This is a genomic window from Desulfosarcina sp. (assembly GCF_033791525.1).
Classification (GTDB): domain Bacteria; phylum Desulfobacterota; class Desulfobacteria; order Desulfobacterales; family Desulfosarcinaceae; genus Desulfosarcina.
The window spans coordinates 1-19,179 of record NZ_JASJGN010000438.1 but is presented as its reverse complement, the minus strand read 5'-3'; the positions used below and the strand labels follow the sequence as shown (position 1 = coordinate 19,179).

Annotated in this window: 13 protein-coding genes; 4 read left to right on the top strand and 9 right to left on the bottom strand. The window is 57.0% G+C overall.

Annotated features, from left to right (window positions below):
- Positions 1–341: 341 nt before the first annotated feature.
- Entirely contained in the window at positions 342–2,465 is a 2,124-nt protein-coding gene (locus tag QNK41_RS20875; RefSeq protein ID WP_319261134.1) for a phospho-sugar mutase, read from the bottom strand.
- A gap of 112 nt (positions 2,466–2,577) precedes the next feature.
- Here QNK41_RS20875 and QNK41_RS20870 point away from each other — a divergent pair, with 112 nt between their 5' ends.
- The 4 genes from QNK41_RS20870 to QNK41_RS20855 all read left to right on the top strand — a co-directional run bounded on the left by QNK41_RS20870 (position 2,578) and on the right by QNK41_RS20855 (position 8,980).
- The gene (locus tag QNK41_RS20870; RefSeq protein ID WP_319261132.1) at positions 2,578–3,792 is read left to right on the top strand and encodes an MFS transporter; all 1,215 of its coding nucleotides are present in this window, start codon (positions 2,578–2,580) and stop codon (positions 3,790–3,792) included.
- A 1-nt stretch (position 3,793) separates the two neighbouring features.
- Complete coding sequence (gene tsaA / locus QNK41_RS20865) at positions 3,794–4,282, top strand: tRNA (N6-threonylcarbamoyladenosine(37)-N6)-methyltransferase TrmO (protein ID WP_319261129.1); 489 nt, start codon at positions 3,794–3,796, stop codon at positions 4,280–4,282.
- Positions 4,282–5,481, top strand: a complete 1,200-nt coding sequence (locus tag QNK41_RS20860) for a putative sulfate/molybdate transporter (protein WP_319261126.1) — start codon at positions 4,282–4,284, stop codon at positions 5,479–5,481. Before tsaA ends, QNK41_RS20860 begins: the two co-directional genes overlap by 1 nt.
- Before the next feature lie 226 nt (positions 5,482–5,707).
- The gene (locus tag QNK41_RS20855) at positions 5,708–8,980 is read left to right on the top strand and encodes a response regulator (RefSeq protein WP_319261123.1); all 3,273 of its coding nucleotides are present in this window, start codon (positions 5,708–5,710) and stop codon (positions 8,978–8,980) included.
- Positions 8,981–9,185: 205 nt separating this feature from the next.
- On the opposite strand, the gene QNK41_RS20850 is transcribed toward QNK41_RS20855, so the two are convergent.
- From QNK41_RS20850 to QNK41_RS20815, 8 genes are all read right to left on the bottom strand, one after another.
- On the bottom strand, positions 9,186–9,812 hold the full coding sequence (locus QNK41_RS20850) for a LysE family translocator (RefSeq protein ID WP_319261121.1): 627 nt from the start codon (positions 9,810–9,812) through the stop codon (positions 9,186–9,188).
- Between the two features lie 42 nt (positions 9,813–9,854).
- Positions 9,855–10,868: a UDP-N-acetylmuramate dehydrogenase gene (gene murB / locus QNK41_RS20845; RefSeq protein ID WP_319261118.1), complete on the bottom strand. Its 1,014-nt coding sequence runs from the start codon at positions 10,866–10,868 to the stop codon at positions 9,855–9,857.
- Between the two features lie 306 nt (positions 10,869–11,174).
- On the bottom strand, positions 11,175–11,507 hold the full coding sequence (locus QNK41_RS20840) for a hypothetical protein (protein WP_319261116.1): 333 nt from the start codon (positions 11,505–11,507) through the stop codon (positions 11,175–11,177).
- Between the two features lie 40 nt (positions 11,508–11,547).
- The gene (locus tag QNK41_RS20835; protein WP_319261113.1) at positions 11,548–12,042 is read right to left on the bottom strand and encodes a hypothetical protein; all 495 of its coding nucleotides are present in this window, start codon (positions 12,040–12,042) and stop codon (positions 11,548–11,550) included.
- Positions 12,039–14,075, bottom strand: a complete 2,037-nt coding sequence (locus tag QNK41_RS20830) for an alpha amylase C-terminal domain-containing protein (protein WP_319261111.1) — start codon at positions 14,073–14,075, stop codon at positions 12,039–12,041. Before QNK41_RS20830 ends, QNK41_RS20835 begins: the two co-directional genes overlap by 4 nt.
- A gap of 72 nt (positions 14,076–14,147) precedes the next feature.
- On the bottom strand, positions 14,148–15,698 hold the full coding sequence (locus tag QNK41_RS20825) for a glycogen synthase (protein ID WP_319261109.1): 1,551 nt from the start codon (positions 15,696–15,698) through the stop codon (positions 14,148–14,150).
- A gap of 163 nt (positions 15,699–15,861) precedes the next feature.
- Positions 15,862–18,408, bottom strand: coding sequence for an alpha-glucan family phosphorylase (glgP, locus tag QNK41_RS20820; RefSeq protein WP_319261106.1), 2,547 nt, complete (start codon positions 18,406–18,408; stop codon positions 15,862–15,864).
- A gap of 139 nt (positions 18,409–18,547) precedes the next feature.
- Positions 18,548–18,856: an isoamylase early set domain-containing protein gene (locus tag QNK41_RS20815; protein ID WP_319261103.1), complete on the bottom strand. Its 309-nt coding sequence runs from the start codon at positions 18,854–18,856 to the stop codon at positions 18,548–18,550.
- Positions 18,857–19,179: the final 323 nt, after the last annotated feature.

Below are 19,179 nucleotides of genomic sequence, written 5' to 3'. Positions count from 1 at the left end.
GGAGGGCTTCAGAGCCAAGGCGTCAAGGGTGAAGCTGTAATCGGCTACCGCGATCCCTTGACAACACGGGATCTGAAGTCCTCCAGCTTTCCTGAAAGGTAAAAATAATGAGAAAAACCGTGACATTCTTGGACTTCACCATTCGTGACATCCAGAAAATGATAACAACTTGACTATATCAAATATGTTTCCAATAGTTTAGCTAACTTTTCAAATATTTTTATGCAACATTGGGGTAAATCTGACCTTTTACTATGATCAAGTTATCTTCATCAATTGGCGGGCAAATACTACCCCTAACACTTGACTTGGCAATATTGCTGAGCATGGGCTCCGTTTCGTTATTCCAAATCCAGATAGGCCATGATCCCGCTACCGTGACGGGCGGCAAACGCCCGGTCCACCTTCTGCACAGGGTTGGCACCCAGAAAATTAAGCAGGTTTTCCAGCTGCCGCTTCCGCCCGGCAGCATCGGAAACGGTCTTCAATCCGGCGATCTTCTCTTCCACCTCAAAATATTTCATCTTATCGTCCAGGGGCAGCTGCCAGAAGAGAAGAAATCCCCGCTCGGGGAAATCCACCCCCAGGATACCGTAGCAGTAAGCCATGAAGTCACGTTCCAACTGTTCCTGGATCTTGACGATCTGCTGCTTAGCCGCATCCATGGCAGACAGGTCGAACGGCCGGCCGAGCACTTCGATGTAAATCTTGAATTTGGGTTCGGTTCCCGACGGCCGGACCGTGATGCGAATGCTGCGTGTTTCGGGCAGGTCCGCCAGTTTCAGGATCAGCACGTTGCGAGAAGAGGTGTCGGTTCTCGACAGGTGGGGCTGAGGTTCGCCTTTCCATCGATCGATCTTTTCCGACACCTTGAATTCGCCCACCGCCGGAATCTCGTTCTTCCTTAAATGGTCCATAATCGTTTTGATCCGGCCGATGCCCTTGGCGCCCAACAGTCTGATTTCGGTGAGATAGTTGTGGCAGTAACCGTACTTGGCGTAGATGCTGCTCAGGTAATCCACCAGCGTTCGCCCATCGGCCTTGAGTTGCGAGGCCAGTTCGGCCAGCCACACCGCGGCGCCGGCGGCATCCTTGTCGCGGGCATAGTTGCCCATGAGAAAACCGTGGCTCTCCTCGGTACCCAGGATAAAATCCCCTTGTCGGCCCTCCGCCTCCAGACGGTTCATGCGTTCGCCGATGTATTTGAATCCCACCAGCAGGTCGCCGATGCACTGGATGCCGTTTTCCACTGCGATGGTGTCGATGAGAGACGAGGTCACCTCGGTTTTGATAATCACGTGTTTTTTCGTCAACCGCCCCTTTTTGCGGTACTGGTCGATGGCATACTCGGACAAAACGATGCCGATCTCGTTGCCGTTGAGGAAATTCCATGCCCCGTTGTGTCGCACCATGATGCCGATGCGGTCGGCGTCCGGGTCGGTGCTCATGATCACATCCGCACCGATGGCGTCAGCATTGGGCAGGGCCGCGTCGAAGGACTGAATCACCTCCGGGTTGGGGATGTTGAAGGTGACATGTTCAAAGGCACCGCTCAGGTTGGCAGTGGCCGGGTCCAGGTGGATGTCGAAACCCATACCTTTTAGCACCGGATAGACGGAGGTCACACCAGTTCCGTGCAGGGGGCTGTATAGAATCTTCACGCCTCTGGCGTCGCTGAGTTGAAGCGCGGCCACAGCGTCATGGTAGGCATCGTCCACCTCACTGCCGATCACCGCCAGCAGTCCGTTTTGGCCCGCAGCGTCCAGATCCATGGTCTGAATGGCGGAGACATTGCCGGTCACTTCATCCACCAGATCCTGGTCATGGGGCGGAATGAGTTGGCCACCGTACTGGTCGTATACTTTTTTCCCATTATCCGTGGGCAGGTTGTGGCTGGCGGAAAACATGCATCCGGAAACGGCGTCCAGTTGGCGGATGGCAAAGGAGAGTTCCGGGGTGCTGCGGGTGCTGTCGAACAGGTAGACCTTGATGCCGTTGGCTGTGTATACCTGGGCCGCCGCTTCGGCCAGCTGCCGGCAGTCCAGATTATCGACCGGGTTGGGTCGATCCGGAGCATACCGCTTGGTGTCCGTAAACTGGCGCACATCGTAGGCCAGCACCAGGCCCCGATGCTTGGCGGACTCGCCGTGGGCCTTGATCAGGTATTGGCTGTGACCCTGGGCCGATGCCTGGATGGTCCAGGGATTGATGCGGTTGGGACCGATGCCCACCAGTCCCCGTCGACCACCGGTGCCGAAGGGAATCACCTGGTAGAAGGAGTCCAGCAGGAACTCCCATTGCCCGGACCCGATGAGATGGTCGATCTGGGGCACGTAGGCGGTAAACATGTCGTTAGTCAGCCAGACCCTCAGCCGATCCAGGGCATCGATTTTAAAGTTTTCTGGAAGGTCGAGCGTCTCGAATCCATTTTTTGCATTTTCCATCAGGGTCTGGTAACTGTCCATGCCGTTATCCTCGTTGTTAAGCATACAGGGGTTGAAACAACTTCTTGCAAATTGAAATGCCTGTAATTATCTCATTTTTTACCGGCATTGACAAGGAAAACCACCTTCATCCATGAACGCCATCGACCGTAAAATCTTCGGCACCCTTTTCTTCTCCATTTTTGCGGCGGTGACCGGGGTAGGCATCGTGGTACCACTGCTGCCGGTCTACGCCCATGACCTGGGAGCCAGCGGACTGTACATCGGCCTGATCTTCGGCGCCTTCTCACTCTCCCGGACGTTTTTCCTGCCCTACTTCGGCCGCCGGTCCGACAAAAAAGGGCGCAAGCCGTTCATCGTCGCGGGACTTTTCTCATACGCCGTGGTATCGGTGGCCTTCATTCTCTTCACTGGGGTGGAGTCCCTGATTGTCATCCGTTTTTTTCAGGGGATCACGTCGGCCATGATCATGCCGGTGGTTCAGGCCTATGTGGGAGACATCACGCCCACAGGCAAGGAAGGGTGGGTCATGGGACTGTTCAACATGTCCCTGTTCATCGGCCTGAGCGCCGGTCCGCTGATCGGTGGTGTGATCAAGGACCGCTTCAGCCTCAACGGGGCCTTCGTCTGTATGGGCGTCTTGTCCCTCGTCGGATTCGTGTTGAGCCTGGTCTTTCTCCCCCCCACCGCCGAAGAGCGGGTGGTAAAAAGGGGGCGACCGCCGCTGGGATGGTCGCAGATACTTTCCGACCGGACCATCGCCGGTCTTTTTCTTTTCCGCCTGGCATACACGGCATGCATCGGCATCATCTGGGGTTTTCTGCCGGTGTTTGCCGACATGGAATTTTCTGTCTCGGCATCAGGCATCGGCATCCTGGTGATGCTGGGTGTCCTGGTAAGCGGTGTGGTGCAGGTACCCATGGGATGGCTGGCGGATCGGTTGAATCGAAAGTCAATGATCATCCTGGGCGGCCTGGTGGTCACCGGCGCTGTCTATGCATTTAAACATGCCGCGGGTTTCCAGGACATGTTCTGGGCCAGCGTGGTCTTCGGCATTGGCGGCGGCATCGCCATGCCGGCGTTGATGGCGGCTGCAGTCCTGCAAGGCAGCCGCAGGGAGGCCATGGGGTCGGTGATGGCGCTGCTCACCGTGGGCCACAGCCTGGGCATGCTGGTCGGTTCGGTGATGGCCGGGGTGATGATGGATTGGTTCCAACTCCGCCAGGCCTTTATTCTCGGTGCCCTGGTCATGGCCGCAGGAACAGTTCTGTTCACGGCCTGCACCTGGCGCACAGATCTGAGTCGCGGGACGGTTCCCGCCGCTCCACCACAGATTCCGGAGGGTTGACATGGCAGTCACGTTCACTTCGATCGGCATCATCAAAACCCCGTTCAAGGGCATCGACGGCATGCCTATCCAGCCTTCAGGCGCAATAGATGTGCCCGGCCAACTGGTTATGGACGCACAGTACGAAGATGGGCTATGCGATCTCGACGGCTTTTCCCATCTGATCCTGCTTTACCATTTCCATCTTTCCAAAGGATACCGCCTGACGGTCAAGCCATTTTTAGACACGGTGAAGCGGGGTCTTTTCTCCACCCGCGCCCCACGCCGGCCCAATCCCATCGGCCTGTCCATCGTTCGGCTGGATCGAATCGCAGGCCGAATCCTCCATGTGTTGGATGTAGATATGGTGAACGGGACCCCGCTGCTGGACATCAAACCCTATGTCCCGGCCTTTGATGTCCGCAGCGATGTACGTGCCGGCTGGCTGGAGCAGTGTCAGGAGAGATCGACGTCCCTCAAGTCGGACCAGCGCTTCAGAGAGAAAAAATAATGCGCCTGCCCCTCACATTCAATCGGATGGAATTCGCCGGGTCTTTGGGAGACCTGGGGACCGTTTTGCCCCTGGCCATCGGCATGATTCTGGTCAACGGCTTGGATCCGTCGGGATTGTTTTTGTCGGTGGGTCTCCTCTACATTTTCACGGGGCTTTACTTCGGCATCACCACACCGGTGGAACCCATGAAGGTGATCGGGGCCTATGCCATCGCCACAGCCATGAGCCCCCAGCAGATCATGGCCTCGGGGATTCTCATGGGCACCTGCCTGCTGGTCATCGGTGCCACCGGGGCCATCGCCCTCATCGGCAAATACACGCCCAAGGCGGTCATCCGGGGGGTACAGCTGTCCACGGGCACCCTGCTCATGGCCGAAGGGATCAAGTTCATGATCGGCAAGACCAAGCTTCAGGTGCTGCACCAAATAGCGGAACCCTATTTGGCCGTCCAGCAGATAGGCCCAATCCCCGTGGGCCTGGTCATCGGGATCATCGGCGCGGTACTCACCCTGCTGCTGCTGGAAAACAAGCGGATGCCGGCCGGCCTCATGATTGTGGCCACGGGTATTCTCATCGGCTTGTTGATGGGGACCCGTCAGGGGCTGGGAGACATCCGGCCGGGACTATATCTGCCACGGATCCTGCCCCTGGGCTTTCCCGAAGGCCCGGATTTCACCTTTGCCCTGCTGGCACTGGTGTTGCCCCAGATGCCCATGACCATCGGCAATGCGGTGATCGCCGAGATGGACCTGTCCATCAGCTATTTCGGCACCGCCGCCCGGCGGGTGACGGGCAGGGCCCTGTGCGTGAGCATGGCCCTGGGAAATTTCCTCAGCGCCCTGCTCGGTGGCATGCCCCTGTGCCACGGCGCCGGCGGCCTGGCCGCCCACTATCGCTTCGGCGCCCGGTCCGCCGGTTCCAACCTGATCATCGGGGCCATCTTCATCCTCCTCACCCTGTTGCTGGGCAACCATATCCTGGCCCTGTTCAACCTGATCCCCATGGCCATCCTCGGTGTGCTGCTCCTGTTTTCCGGCAGCCAACTGGCCCTGACCGTCCTGGACATCAAGGAACGCAAGGAGATGTTCGTGGTGGTGACCATCCTGGGCATCACCCTGGCGTCCAACCTGGCCGCCGGATTTATTGTCGGCATCGCAATAGCTTATCTCCTGCGGTCGCAAAAATTCACCGTATAATCCCTTGACGTCCCGAGAGGGACCCCTGCTTTGCAGTCACAACCCCGGTTGTGGCATCGCTGGACGACAAATGATCCTGCAGCCGGCTGTACATGCAGCAACGGATATACCCTCGCGGTCGCATCACCTTCTTCCCCTAAACTTATCCAATTGATTGCCGATATTAGGCATCACGCGGCACCAATCGATAGGCCCGCTGTTCAAATCTTATGAATAGGGTGCATTTATGCTGAACCTGCGATCATTGCGCGACCTGCCCAAAGTCATCGCGCTCTTGGTAATCATTACCTGCATTCTGGTACCCTCGGTTTTAATTGTGGTTTGGAAAACCGGCACGTTTCAAGACGAATCCCAACGTATCGAGGCCGAGTACCTGGCCCAGAAAAAGATAGAGCTTAAAGATCGGCTCCAGAATGTGCTGGCCCTGGTTAAAACCAAGCGCACGGTCATGAAGACCATCGGTAAGGAAAAGATCAAAGATCAAGTGGCGACTGTCCATTCGGTCCTGTCCCGCATGGACGCGGAATGGCGGGTCAAAATGGACAAGGAGGATCTGCAGCGGCTGCTCCGACACAATATTCAGGCCTTTGACGACAGCAACAGGAAAGGACACCTCGTCATCCTGGATCGATCCGGAGATTTTGTCTACCCCCTGGCGGAACCGATGCCGGTCCGGGATGATATCCGGCAAATCAGGGATGAGGATGGCGATCGGTTAATCGACACCCTCATCCCCACGGTTTTCCGATTCGACGATGTTTACCGAACGTTTTCAACCACCAGCGGGGAAAACAGGAAAACAACGGAATATATAAGCTACTTCAGGTTGTTCCGTCCCGACGAGTGGATCATCGGCTATGTGGTCGATCAGGCTGACCTGGAGGCTGCGCTCCAGGCTGAAATCTTGCAGATCCTCCAAAACTTCAGATACCGTCTGACCGATTACATCATCACCATCGGGACCAATGGCTATCTCCTGAGCCATGGCACCCAGGCCGAACTAATCGGCAGGAAGGCGGTAGATGTACGCAACGACCAGGGCGTCTACGTGGGAAAAAAAATCGTGGCGGCCGCGGCATCGGACAGAAACGGCGGCTTTTGCCGCTATGACTGGCTGAATACCAAAACGGGTCAGGTTGAACCGAAAATCACCTATAGTGTGGTCATCCCGGAATGGAACTGGACCATCGCCACAGGCGTTTATCTGAAACCGGTCTATACCCAGATTAAGGGAAGCCGGCAGCTGATGAAGCAACGACTGATTGACGAGTTTCTGATCAACTGCGCCATGTGGCTCGTCTGCCTGGGGGGGACCTGTTTTTTTGTCGTCTGGGCCCGCCGAAAATTTTCAGCGGATGTGGATACCTTCGTAAGCTTCTTCCAGCAGGTCGCATACCAGGACGAGCGAATCAACGCGGATGAGCTTGAGATGTTAGAATTCAAACAGCTGGCCGGGTATGCCAACGAAATGGTGGAAACCCGCAGCTACGCCCTGACGGCGTTGGAGAACCAGCGCCAGCAGATGCTTACCCTCTCTCGTGCCATCGAGCAGAGCCCGGTATCGGTTGTTATCACCTCACCGGACGGCACCATCGAATATGTGAATCCCTATTTTGAAACCATCAGCGGATACTCGGCCAAGGAAGCCGTGGGGCGCAATCCCCGAATCCTGAAATCCGGCCGACATTCCGGATCATTGTACCAGCAGATGTGGCAGACGCTGAAAGGCGGCAAACCCTGGTCCGGAGAAATCATCAATCGGCGCAAAGACGGCAGCCTCTATTGGGAGCGGGCCCACATCTCGCCGGTATTCGACGAAAAAAAAGCCATCGTCCATTTTGTGGGTGTGAAAGAGGACATCACCGAGCACAAACAAGCGCTGGAGGATCTCAATCGTGCCAAACAGGATGCCGAAGCGGCCAGTGTCGCCAAGAGTCAGTTTCTGGCCAATATGAGCCACGAGATCCGTACACCCATGAACGGGGTGATCGGGATGCTGGGCCTGATGATGGATACGGAGATGACCGACGAGCAGCAGGACTTTGCCCGCACGGCCAAGGTCAGCGCCAACTCCCTGCTCTCCATCATCAACGATATTCTCGATTTCTCCAAAATCGAAGCCGGTAAGCTGGAACTGGAAATGCTGGATTTCAACTTCCGCGATATGATGGAAGATGTAATGGAAATAATGTCTGTCCATGCCTTGAACAAGGGCATCGAGCTGACCAGCTATATTCACCCCGACGTACCCTCCTGGGTTAACGGAGATCCGGGACGGATCAGGCAGATTCTGATCAACCTCACCGGCAATGGGATCAAGTTTACCGGGCAGGGGGCGGTTGCCGTACACGTTGAGCTGGAGAGGATGGACGGGGGCACGGTGGCGCTCTTAATCGATGTTCAGGACAACGGCCCCGGGATCCCTGCCGACCGCGTGGACCGTCTTTTCAAATCCTTCTCACAGGTGGATGCGTCCACCACCCGTAAACACGGCGGCACCGGGCTGGGCCTGGCCATTTCCAAACAACTGACCGAACTGATGGGCGGAAGCATCGGGGTTGAATCCCAGCCGGGTAAAGGCGCCCGGTTCTGGTTTACCCTGGTACTTGAAAAGCGGTCGCCCCCCGAAGGCGCCAATCGTATCTCGCCGGCGATCATCCAGGGCAAGCGAGTCCTGGTGGTCGATGACAACCCGACCAACCGAGACCTTTTCTGTGCCTACCTCAACACCTGGGGCTGTCGGTTCGACACCGCATCCAGCGGCAAAACGGGCCTTGAGAAATTACATGATGCCGCCACGGATACGCCATTCGACGCCGCCCTGGTGGACTTCATGATGCCCGGCATGGCCGGCGACCACCTCGGTCAGGCCATCAAAAAAGATCCTGCGATCCAATCAACCGCCCTGATCATGCTGACCTCCCGCGGACTGCGGGGAGACAGCCAACGCATGAAGGAGATCGGGTTTGCCGGATACCTCACCAAGCCGGTGAAACGCCAGCACCTGTTCGAATGCCTGGTAAGGGTGCTTGCCGGTTCACCCCAGGCAGCCTCGGGGTTGCATCCCTCGGAGCCCATGGTAACCCGGCACTCGATCGATGAAGCCCGGCAGAAAGAACGACGCCTGCTGTTGGTTGAAGACAACGTGGTGAGCCAGAAAGTCGCGCTGCTGATACTGAAAAAGATAGGCTGCCGGGCGGACGTGGCCAACAATGGACGCGAAGCGGTTGAAGCCTTGAAGCAGGTTCCCTACGATCTCGTGCTGATGGATCAGCAGATGCCGGAAATGGACGGGCTGGAAGCCACTCGGGCCATCCGTGCCTCAGCCGATGTCATCAACAGCCGCGTGCCCATCATCGCCATGACCGCCAATGCCCTTAAAGGCGATCGGGAACGCTGCCTGGAAGCCGGTATGGACGATTACCTCTCCAAGCCGGTGAAACCGGACCAGCTGAAAAACAAACTCGACCAATGGCTGATTGCGGCGAAGAAAAATTGAATCGTACAAGAAAGGCCGGGGACAATTCTCAGCCGCCGGACAAAAGGAATTTAAAATCGATGGAGGATGATGCGCAAACGGGGCCAACGTTCCCGTCACGGTCCTCATAGGCGTCGGCGATGAATGCGCATGGGATCTGACGTGCCCCCTGGTGTGTCACCCATTCATCAACCCCCTGATTCCTGCCCCCCCCTATACCGCCGCGTCACTGTCTCACGGTGGCCAGCTTCAGCGCCAGTCCCACGAAAACAACACCGGCCATCCGGTTCATGATCACCTGAGTCTTGGGTGAACGGTTGAGCCACTGGCCGATGGACCCGGCCAGCAATGCAATACTGCCAAACACCAAAATGGTGGAAACGATGAACACGCCGCCCAGAAGCAGCATCTGCAGGGTCAGCGACCCGCGGCCCGGGTCGGCGAATTGCGGCAGAAAAGCCAGAAAAAAGATCGACACCTTGGGGTTGGTGACATTCATGATGATTCCCCGCCGGTATAGCTTTGCATAACTCAGCTCATTTTTCCGACCGGCCGATATCCGCTCTGCGGATGCACGGAAGGCATGCCAGGCCAGGTAAAGCAGGTAACCGGCACCACCCAGCTTGAGCGCCGTGAAGGCCAGGGCGGATGCCTGAAAAACCACCGCCACGCCGAAAGCCACAGCCGTCGTGTGAACGACAAGACCCGTACACAGGCCCAGTGTCACCAGGAGACCGGCGATTTTCCCTCGCAGGGCCGACTGCGTCAATACGAAGATGTTGTCCGGACCGGGCGCCAGCCCCAGCAGTATGGATGCCATGAAAAAAGTTGCCAGCGTTTCGATCGGGATCATCCGCTCACCCTCTCCTGGGATTAAAAGGTTATGAGTCGGTCACTATGGCACAACCAGAACCTCCCGCGCCAGTTCAATACCGAATCGTTCATGGACGGCGCCGCTGACCTGTTCGGAGAGCTCCAGGATTTCACGCCCCGTGGCACCGCCCAGGTTCACCAGAACCAGGGCCTGCTGGTGATGGACGGCGGCCTTTCCCACATGCCTGCCCTTCCAGCCGCAGCGCTCGATCAACCAGCCGGCAGCCAATTTATAGTGCTCGCCACCCTGAGGATAATAAGGCAAATCAGGATTTAATTTTAGCAGTCCGCTGAGGGCGTTGCCGTCAACTACCGGATTTTTGAAGAAACTGCCTGCATTGCCGATCAGGTCCGGGTCCGGCAGTTTGCTTTGCCGGATGGAGACAATCGCCTGACGGACATGGTCCAGCGTTATCGGCCCCACCGCTTCCACGGCCGCTTTGACCCCGGGATAATCGAGAACGAAGTCAGGCTTTTGGCTGAGTTTGAAGACCACGGCCGTGATGATGAACCGTCCGGCCCAGTCGTTTTTGAAGTTGCTGGACCGGTATCCAAAGCGGCAGTCGTTGGGAGAAAATCGGACCTGCTCACGGTTGTGGATAGAAATGGCTTCGACACCGTCGATCACCCCCTTGACCTCCACCCCGTAGGCACCGATGTTCTGCACCACACTCGCGCCGACGCTGCCCGGGATTAGAGAAAGGTTTTCGATACCCGCCCAGCCATTGGTCACGGCATGGGCCACCAGGTCATCCCAGTTCTCACCGGCCATGGCCCGGATCCAAATGTGCCGGCGGTCCGCTTCAATTACATCTATCCCCTTAAGCAGTGGATGCAGCACGATGCCGTCGAAATCATCCACGAACAGCAGGTTGCTGCCCCCACCGAGGACCAGGCGACGATGGCTGTCAAGTTCATCCCGGCCAAGAAAATCAACGATCTCATCGACCAAATCGAACCGAAGATAGGCGTCGGCAACCGCTTCGACGCGGAAGGTGTTGAGGGCTTTCAGTGAGAAATTGGTTTTCAGTTCCATATGGATCCGTGGCATGAAAATGAATCGGGATAGCGAGCGGTCCGATGCACCTTGGTTTCGTATTCCTTTGGCTTGAGAAGGAGAAAAAGTAGCCAATTTATTCTCAATGGAACGGTCTCCGGTCTGTCCATTGACTGGGTGCCTGTCCACTACCGGTCATTTCACCCGATATCTGCGTGATGCGCAACATTTTAACCCCAGGAGATCAACCTGGCACCCAACGGGCATTGCTTTCAGGGCGCCTGTGGCTAAATTGTCGCACGCCTCGATCTCCAACGGCATCCGTCGTTTTTGGACGGACACACGCTATAAAGGGGTTTGGCCCTTTTCAATTTGCCGTCCGGTACGCAGTGCGGCTCCAAGTATGGCGCCCTCATAAAGTTCCTGGCAAAGGATGATCAGTCCGATAATCAGCAGCCAGGATTGGTTCCAGAAAAAACCTGCAGACCAGGCGGCGGCGGTAAGGGCAATGATCAGGCAGCGAATGGCTCGCACGAACAACTGGGCGCTGGACAGGTCACCCGCCCGGCGGTATGCAAAAACAAAGCGCCTGATGCTCAGGCTGAAAAACAGACCGGCGATGCCAAGCAGTATCCCTGACAATAAACGATTGATTGGCGGTTGGAACAAAACGTCCAATCGTACCTCCTGATACTGGCAAAGGGGAGATGTCACCTGCCTATGGGCTGCCGGTCACGGGAACACGCATATCTCTGGAGAGGATAAAATCGACCCCGGTCCGGGGGATCACCGCCATGGTCAAGGCGACCTGGTCTTCAATGGGCAAGGCGGACATGGTTTCCATGGCGATAATCTCTGCCCCGCCATCGGTAAGGGTGACCTTGATGATATTGGTCCGGTTGTAGAAATCCACATTGCGCGAGAAAACGACGAGGTTGCGGTTAAAATCCACCGCCGGAATCTTCTCACCCGGCTTAAAGGCCTGCCAAACGGACGCAAAGGCATTCTGCCCGTCGATGTATCCTGTACGTGACTGGCGCTGGCCATCGGGCAGCAGAGCCAGATCTGCAACCGGGAAATCCCCGCTCCAACGCGCGATGATGGGCAGGTCTTTGGCGTTGCCATCTTCTGCTTCCAGGGTCGCACATCCGGTGATGCAAAAAAGAAACAGGCACACCGTCCAGCCCAGGCTGGATCGACAGTCTCGTGTCATGATTCTCCTTTCGTCTCAAGCATCGGTTTCAGGGCGATTCCCGTTCGAGACGGCAGGTAAAGGGACAGGCGGAAGCCCCATGGATTGTCCTTTTCCTCCAGGGTGTGGTGAATCTGATCCGGTGTCAGCCGGCCGTGGCCTCCAAAATCCCTGCAATCCGAATCCAGTTCCATCCGGTAGGGCCCGCCCGGCGCAGGAATGCCATAGTCAAAAAAAGATTGCGTCGGGTGAAAATTGAAAGCAAACACCCATCCGCCCCGTGAAAAAGCGAGGACCTTGTCGCCGTCATGATCCCACAGCAGTCCGGGGTCACCGCTCGAGAGCAGGTCGTACCGGTTGAACAGGGCGATCATCCGGCGGTCGAACCGGGATAAAAACTGGTATTTGAGTGTGGGATCGTCCGCCAGGTGCCACTGCCGCCGGGAGTATTGAAGACTCCAGTTGTTTCCCTGCCGGGGAAAGTCGATCCAGTCGGGATGGCCGAACTCGTTGCCCATGAAATTCAGGTAGCCGCTGCCGGCCGTAGCCAGGGTGACCAGGCGAATCATCTTGTGCAGGGACATGGCCCGGTCCACACCGAGGTCCGGATCGTCGACGGACATGTGGGTGTACATGGCGGCATCGGCCATGCGAAACATCAGGGTCTTGTCGCCCACCAGCGCCTGGTCGTGGGATTCGGTATAGCTGATGGTCTTCTCTTCACGCCGCCGGTTGGTCAATTCGTGCCACAGGTTCCCCATGGACCAGTCTTCGTCGGAGGTATCCTTGACCAGGCGAATCCAGTAATCGGGAACACCCATGGAAAAGCGGAAATCAAATCCGACGCCTCCGTCGGCAGCGGGCAGGGCCAGCCCCGGCATGCCGCTGATGTCTTCGGCCACGGTAATGGCATCGGGCCGGATGCGGTGTATCACCTCGTTGGCCAGGGTCAGGTAGGCCAGGGCGTCTTCATCCACCGTGTCATTGAAATAATCGTCGTAGCCGGAAAACGCCTTTTCCAGGCCATGGTGGGTGTAGAGCATGCTGGTGATGCCATCGAGGCGGAACCCGTCCACATGAAAGGCGTCCAGCCAGTAACGGCAGTTGGACAGCAGAAAGTGAACCACCTGGGGTTTGCCATAGTCGAAGCAGCGGCTGCCCCAGGCGTGGTGGTACCCCCGGCGGCCCTGGTGGAAATACTGGTATTCCGTGCCGTCGAACAGCCCCAGGCCCTCTACGGTGTTGGACACCGCGTGGGAATGTACCAGATCCATGATCACGGCAAGTCCCTGTCCGTGGGCCGAATCGATCAGGTCCATGAGATCTTCCGGCGGACCGAACCGCGAAGACGGGGCGAAGAAGTTGGAGACGTGATAGCCGAAGGAGCCGTAGTAGGGATGCTCTTGGACGGCCATGAGTTGAATGGTGTTATAACCGGCATCCACTATCCGCGGCAGGACATTCGCGGTAAATTCACGCCATGTACCGACCTTTTCCGCATCCTGGGCCATGCCGGCGTGACCCTCGTAGACCAACGGCGGCCGGTCCGGCCGCGTGAAGTCCGGATGCCGCCACCGGTAGGGTGAATCCGGCGCCCACACCTGGGCATTGAAAATCAAGGAGCCCGGGTCCTGCACCACCCGGCGGGAATAAGCCGGAATGCGGTCTCCCCGTCCCCCGTTCCAGTGCATGCGCAGGCGAAAAAGGTTCCCGTGGCGCAGCGCGTCGCCCGGCAGGCGAATCTCCCACTGACCGTCATCGGTTAGCCGGGACAGGGCCAATGCCGGGTCTTCTTTCCAGCCGGAAAAATCCCCCACCAGATAGATCGCCGTGGCGTTGGGCGCCCATTCCCTGAACGTCCACCCATCTGCGGTCCGGTGAAGGCCAAAGTACTCATGCCCCGACGCCAGATCCAGAAGGTCCATGCGGCCTTCGGTGATTCGCTGACGCATGCCCTGAATGTGAACCAGCCGCCGGACAAGGGCCTGGCGATGGGCTTCCAGGTAGTGATCGGCATCGATCATGCTTTCTACGAGCGTGTTGATGTCAACCATGAGTTTCGCTTTTTTTGGTGTTTAGACTGTAGGATGAAGGCATACTGTCGAATTTAGATTAAAATCGAATTTTCATCCTTGATTTGGAATTTGAGTTTTGTCATTTGGCATTTCATTAATCAAGGGTCTTTCCAGCATCTTCTCATACAGGTCGATATACTGCCGGGCCGTGCTGGCATGATTGAAGGATGCGGCGCTCTGCTGCATAATGCGTTCAATCTGTGTGCGTTTCTTCGTTTTTGGCAACTTGAAAAAATCCATGGCCTGGGTCACGGCCCAGTATAGACCACCGGCATCGTAATTTTCGAATAAAAACCCGTTGCCGATGCCTTGATCCACATCGAGATGGGTAATGGTGTCGTGGATGCCGCCGGTATCGTGGGCCACCGGCAGCGCCCCGTAGATGGGAGCGATCATCTGGGGAAGGCCGCAGGGTTCGAACAGCGACGGCATAAGAATGAAATCGGCGGCCGCGTAGGTCAGATGCTCCAGGCTCTCGTTGAAATCACACACCGCTACGCGATTGTGAAACCCGTGTTGGTTGACAATGTCCCGGAAGGTCTGCTGGTAGTCGCCGTTGGCCACGAAAACGACCTGCAGGTTCATGTCCCAGTAGTTTGAGATAATGCCGTAAAAGGCTTCGGCCAGCAGTTTGCAGCCCTTTTGGATCGGGTCCAGTCGCGACGGCCAGAAAAACAGCGGGGCATGGTCATCCTGGATCAGTCCCAATGTCTTCTGAAGGTACCGCTTGTTCTCGCGTTTACCGGCCGGGTGTTTGCCGGCCGTGTATTTTCGGTGAATTTCCTTGTCCGTTTCCGGGTTGAAGGACGGATCCGGTGCATTGAGGATCCCGGTTCCACAGCCGGCATAAAACTTGTTGGTTAACTGCTCCCGCAGTGGCCATTCCACGAAGTCGTGGCGGCCTTCGACGATCTCTTCGAGAAATCGCGGGCTGACTGTGTTGACGAAGTGGGCGGCAAACGCCCCGCTGGCCAGAAAATCCACCGGATTGTTTTCCCAGGATTCTTCGTAGCCGGTCGAAAATTTCTCATAAAAGAGGTGCTGCCAGAAATAGGCCGCATCGATGCCGCGATCCTCGATATGGGCCAGGTTGGATTTTACCGTGTGGATGTTATGAATGGTGAACAGGCAGGGAATGCCCATCTGACGAGCCATGGCCGGGAGTAGTCCGGTCATCCAGTCGTTGCAGTGGATCAGGTCCGGCCGCACCCGGGGAATGATGTTGTTGATCACCTCCCGCTGGAAAGCCAGGGAGAGTTTGGTATTCTCGCCGCCATAGGGCGAGTAAACCCGGTTCAGGTAGAAAAAAGCCCGATCCTCGGCCAGGTGCACCCGGTCGTCGGGCATGACGTTGCGGATGGCCCACTGCTCCCTTTCCAGAAACGGCGCCAGCCGGTCGTGGAAAATCGACCGGTAGTCCGGCAGGGCCACGTGAACGTCTGCGCCCTCGTTGAACAGCGCACTGACCAGAGCGGCCGATACATCGGCCAGGCCGCCTGCCTTGGCCGTGAGGTATCGGGAAAAATTGCCCATCCGCTGAGGCAGATAGGTGACTTCCGGGGTAACGATCAGCACCCGTGGGTTCCGCTTGGCCGACGGCATCGGTACCTCCTTATATTATGCGTTGAGCGTTGAGCGTTCTGGGTTCTGGGTTCCTTTTTGTAGGCCCTGCTAAAAAGACTTCTTGTAGTGAACTCAACGAGAAGGAAATCCGTATACTGTAAACTGTGAACCGTTAACCGTGAACCTCTGAACGCTGAACCCGCTACGCCCAGGTCAACAGCTCCGGCCGATACCGGATCCATGCGTCTGCATTGGGAGTCACCCGGACGGTGAACCCGTATCGGCCGGAATCGGTACATGGCAGTTTGCAGCTGTAAAGGTACGTGCCTGCCGAGTGTTCCTCCTTGACGCTCATCATCTTCACCCGGGGGTTATCGATACGGTCCAGATGGCGCATCTTACCGTAATACAGTTCCACGTTCAGCTCATCCGGTCGCAGTTCACCGGTTTGGGCCAGCGTGGTCACCTCGAATGACTGGTTCACCCGGAAGGGGCCCTGGGCGCTGCGGATAGGCGAGGCTACTTGAATCTGCCCCCATTTGTCCAGATAGCGGCGATGCTGATCACTGAGCCGGCAGGCTTCTGCCCCGCCATCGGACACCAGTTCCTCGAACCGTCGGCTGGCAGGCAGGTAGAACCGCTCTTCGTATTCCGATACCATCCGCAGGCTGCAGAACTGGGACATGGCCATCTTCATTGAGGCCTTCATCATCTTGAGCCATTCCTTGGGGGTGCCTCCGACGGTGCGGTCATAGTAGAGTGGCGCCACTTCGTTTTCGATAAGGTTGTATACGGCCTGGCTCTCCACCGCATCCTGATAGTTGTGGTCCTGGTATTCCTCCCCGTTGCCGATGCGCCATCCCCGCTCCGGGCTGTAGCCCTCGCACCACCAACCGTCCAGAATGCTCACGTTGAGCACCCCGTTCAGGGCCGCTTTCATACCCGAGGTCCCGCAGGCCTCCATGGGTCGCCGGGGGGTATTGAGCCACACGTCCGCACCCTGAACCAGGCAGCGGGCAATATGTAAGTCGTAGTCTTCGAGAAAGATAAACCGGTGACGCAGGCTGGTTCGCCTACCGAAATCCACCAGGCTGCGGATGATCCCTTTTCCCTCGTTGTCCTTGGGATGGGCCTTGCCGGCAAAGAGGAACTGGACGGGCCGTTTGGTGGAATTGATGATGGCCTCGAGCCGGTCGGGGTCCTGGAACAGCAGGTGCGCCCGCTTGTAGGTGGCGAAGCGCCGGGCAAAGGCAATGGTGAGGGTGTCCTGATCCAGCACCGACTCCACCGCCGTCATGACATCCAGCGGGGCGTTGCGGCGCCCGTACTGCCGGTACATCAGTTCCCTGACGGTCCGGACCAGCCGCGAACGGCACATCTCGTGGGCCTGCCACAGCTCTTCATCAAAGATGTCATCGATGCGTCTGGCATTTTCCGGCATGGTGGAGCCCATGTTCCACTGGGGCCCCAGATATCGTTCGAACAGCAGCTTGATCTCCGGTGCCAGCATCGACGGGATGTGGACCCCGTTGGTGATATGGGTGATGGGCGTCTCGTCGTCGGATCGGGTGGGCCAGATGTGGGACCACATGTGACGGGCCACCTGCCCGTGGAGTTTGCTCACCCCGTTGATGTACTGGGCGGTGCGCAATCCCAGGATGAACATGGAAAAGGGGGACTCCGCCGCCGCCCCGTCCGGTTGCCCCAGGGCCACCAATTGGTCCGCGCTCATGTCGAAGGGCGCTTCAAACGGCTTAAGGTAAGGTTTGACCAGGTCGGGCGGGAATTCGTCGTGTCCGGCCGCCACCGGGGTGTGGGTGGTGAAGACCGTGGTCCGCGAGACGATTTCCCGTGCCGCTTCAAGATTGATGCCGTAGCGGTCCATGATCTGCCTAAGCCGTTCCAGTCCCACGAAGGCGCAGTGCCCTTCGTTCATGTGGCCCACCGTCGGTTGGATGCCCAGGGCATCCAGTGCCCGCATACCGCCGATCCCCAGAAGCACCTCCTGGGCCAAGCGGGTGTATTGTTCTCCGGAGTATAGCCGCGCGGTAATGTCACGGATCTCCGGGCTATTTTCCGGCAGGTTGGTGTCCAGCAAGATCAGCGGAATCCGGCCGATGCGAATCTTCCAGACCTGGGCATGGATATCCCCGTCGATATCGGTCAGACTGATCACCAGGTCGTTTCCGTCTTTGTCCTTCTGCTTGGACAGCGGCAGGTGATACAGGTCAGTTTCCGGATAGGTTTCCTGCTGCCACCCGTCCTTGTCCAGGTACTGGCGGAAATATCCTTCACGATAAAGCAGTCCCACCCCCACCAGAGGCAACTTCAGCCCCGACGCCGCTTTAAGGTGGTCGCCGGCCAGGATGCCCAGTCCGCCGGCAAAAAGGGGCAGGGTCTCATGGATCCCGAACTCCATGGAAAAATAGGCCACCGTCTCCCCCTGGTCCCAGGGGCTCTCGCCATCGGTCTGGTTCAGCACCCGGTTTTCAAAGCGCTTGCGCACCTGCTCCAGGTGGGCCAGGTAGCTGTCGTCTTTGGCCAGCTCATTGAACCGCTCCTGGGGAACCTGGGTGGCGAATACAATGGGGTTTCTCCCCGACGCCTCCCATAGCCGGGGGTTGATGCGCCGAAACAGCTCCAAGGCATTCTGGTTCCAACTCCACCAGAGATTGCGCGACAATGTCTCCAGGAAAGCGAGGGGTTCAGGGATATCTGGAAAGACTTGGAATGTTTGAATAAACCTCATCATCATACTCCTCAAGGGCTTCAATGGCAGATATTGCCATGTCAACCCTGTTGTCGGTTCAGCGGTTCAGCCGACCATCCGGTCGGGTTGGGTTTGTTCAATATGAGCAACACATGCAACCATAATCATCCATTAATCGTTACACCACCAGGACTGAATTTTCACAGTCGCCAAAATCGCTTTTCACGTATCGGTCCGCTTCCCAGTCATTTTCCCAGGTCGTTTGGTCGACCAGGTAACGGAACTGGTAGGCATGGCCCGGTGCCAGTGCCACGACAGCGGTGAACTCACCGCTCTTCAGCCGTTTCATGGGGGTGTTTACGGTGCTCCAGTCGTTGAATTCGCCCACGATGTGGACGGTCTTGGCTCCCGGGGCCGCCGCTTTGGGAACCCGGAAGGATACTTTACAACGGTCCTTGCTTTTTAGATACTGTTTTTTCAAGCTCATCAAGGTTCTCCTATTAATTATTAGTTGTTTTTTCTTATGGTTATTAAAAAGGTTCCTGCTGGTACGAATAGTCATTTGGTTTTTGGCTGTTGTTTTTTATTTGTTTGCTATTGGTCTTTTGTTTTCTTACTCCTTACTCCTTACTCCTTACTCCTTACTCCTTACTCCTTACTCCTTACTCCTTACTCCTGACTCCTGACTCCTGACTCCTGACTCCTGACTCCTGACTTCTGACTTCTGGCTTCTGGCTTCTGGCTTCTGGCTTCTGGCTTCTGGCTTCTGGCTTCTGGCTTCTGGCTTCTGGCTTCTGACTTCTGACTCCT